This is a genomic window from Skermanella sp., from assembly GCF_059503625.1.
In genome coordinates, this window is sequence record NZ_JCACHA010000389.1 from 1 (window position 1) to 2552 (window position 2552).

General features: G+C 67.6%; 1 protein-coding gene. It reads left to right on the forward strand.

Annotated features, from left to right (window positions below):
• Positions 1-2552: beta strand repeat-containing protein (locus AC5JJ6_RS08695; RefSeq protein ID WP_496041653.1), on the forward strand; the 2552-nt coding region annotated here is incomplete at both ends.

Sequence of the window (2552 nt, forward strand, 5' to 3'; positions counted from 1 at the left end):
CTGACCCTGTCCGGCATCATCAGCGGCGCCGGCAGCCTGACCAAGACCGATACCGGCACCCTGACCCTGTCGGCCACCCAGACCCACACCGGCACGACCACCGTGTCGGCCGGCACGCTGTCGGTAGCCGCCGACGCCAACCTGGGTACCGGCGCCGTGACGCTTAACGGCGGCACCCTGAATGTCACCGGCGCCACGACCATCGACAATCTGATGGAAATGGCCTCCGGCCACGGCACGATCACCAACACGGCCGCCCTTACCCTGTCCGGCGCGATCTCCGGCGCCGGCAACCTGACCAATTCGGGCGGCGGCACGCTGACCCTGTCGGGGACCAACACCTATGCCGGCACCTCGTCCTTTTCCGGCGGCGCGGTCTATATCAATTCCGATAGCAATCTGGGCGGCGGGGCGGTGACCCTCGGTGTCGGGCTCAACATCGCCCAGACGACAACCATCGATAACAACATCATTCTAAACAACTCGACGCTGGCCATCGACGTGGCGGCCGGGACGACCACCACGCTGAGCGGGGTGGTCAGTCAGGCCAGCGCCGGCTATGGGATGAACAAGAGCGGGTCGGGTAGGCTGGTGATCGGCAGCAATGCCACCTACACCGGGGCGACCGCGCTGAATGGCGGTGTGTTCGAACTGGCGGCCAGCACCACCATGGCAGCCTCGGCCATCACCCTGAACAACAGCTTGGCGTCCCTGAAGCTCACCGGCGCCGGCACCTTCGCCACGGCGATCATCGTCCGGAACAACGTCACCAACACCATCGACGTGAGCGATGCCGTCACCCTGTCGGGCCTGGTGTCGCTGACCAGCGACGCCAATAGCAACCGGACCCTGACCAAAACAGGCGCCGGCACGCTGACCCTCTCCAACAGCGGCAATGCCGCCGCCGGTTCCGTCACCTCGGGCGCCGATACCTACACGCTTGGCCTGACCGTTTCGGCGGGTACGGTTTCGGTGGCGGGGGACGCCAATCTGGTGGCGGGCGCCGTGACGCTAGCCGCCGGCACGACGCTTCAGGTCACCGGCGCCACCACCATCGACAATGCGGTGGCGCTGAGCGGTGCCGCTACGATACAGGCCGATGCCTCCGCGACCCTGTCCGGCGCGCTGTCGGGCGGCGCCCAGGCGCTGACCAAGGCCGGCACCGGCACGCTGACGCTGTCAAACTCCTCCAACAAGACCGGACTGACCGGCGGCGTCACGGTCTCCGCCGGCACGCTGGCGGTGGCGACCGACGCGGCGCTGGTCGCCGGTTCGGTAACGCTGGCCGGCACCACGCTGAGCCTGACCGACACCGCCACCTTCACCAACGCCATCGCGATCGGCACGGGCGGCGGCACGATCGAGGTCGCCGCCACCAAGACCGGAACCTTGTCGGGCGTCGTCAGCGGTTCCACCCTGCTGACAAAGACCGGCACCGGCACGCTGGCGCTGAACTCTTCCACGACGGCAAACACCCACACGGGCGCCACCACGATTTCGGCCGGCACGCTGTCGATCAGCGGCCTCGGCTCCCTGGCCGACACCGGCGCGGTAACGGTTGCATCCGGCGCTACCCTGACCCTGGCCGGAGGCGCCGAAACCATCGGCTCGCTGGCCGGCGCCGGCAACGTCGCCCTCGGATACAAGCTGACCCTTGGCGGCGACAACACCAGCACCACTTTCTCCGGCGTGATCTCCGGCACGGGCAACGGCCTGGAAAAGATGGGTACCGGCATCCTGACCCTGTCGGGCACCAATACCTACACCGGCTCGACCACCATCTCCGCCGGCACCCTGTCGGTCAACGGCTCCAACATCGCCGACACCAGCGCCGTAACCGTCAACGTCAACGGCACGCTGCTGCTGACCGGAAACGAAAGCATCGGTTCGCTGTCCGGCGCAGGCACGGTCACGCTGGGGACGAACACGCTGAACACCGGCGGCAAGAACGACAATACCTCCTTCTCCGGCACGATCGGCGGCACCGGCGTGCTGACCAAGACCGGCACTGGCACAATGACGCTGTCCGGCACCAATTCCGGCGCCAACTTCACCACCGAGGTCAGGGCCGGCACGCTGAGCGTGGCGGCGGACGCCAACCTGGGCGCCGGCGCGGTGACGCTGAACGGCGGCACGCTGGAAATCACCGGTTCCGGCGTCCCTATCGACAACGCCATCGCGCTGGACGTCAACAACGGCACCATCAGCAACGCTCAGGCCGTCACCCTGTCCGGCGTGATCTCCGGCGGCAACAACCTGACCAAATCAGGCGCCGGCACGCTGACCCTGACGGCGACGCAGACCCATACCGGCGGGACGACGGTTTCCGCCGGCACGCTGAGCGTCGCCGCAGCCGGCAACCTGAGCACTGGGGCCGTGACGCTGAATGGCGGCACGCTGGAAGTGACCGGCACCGGCGTCACCTTGAGCAACCTGATCGCATTGGGTTCCAGCCACGGCACCGTCAGCAACGCGAACGCCCTTACCCTTTCCGGCGCGATCTCCGGCACCGGCAACAACCTGACCAAGATCGGCGCCGGCACGCTGACGCT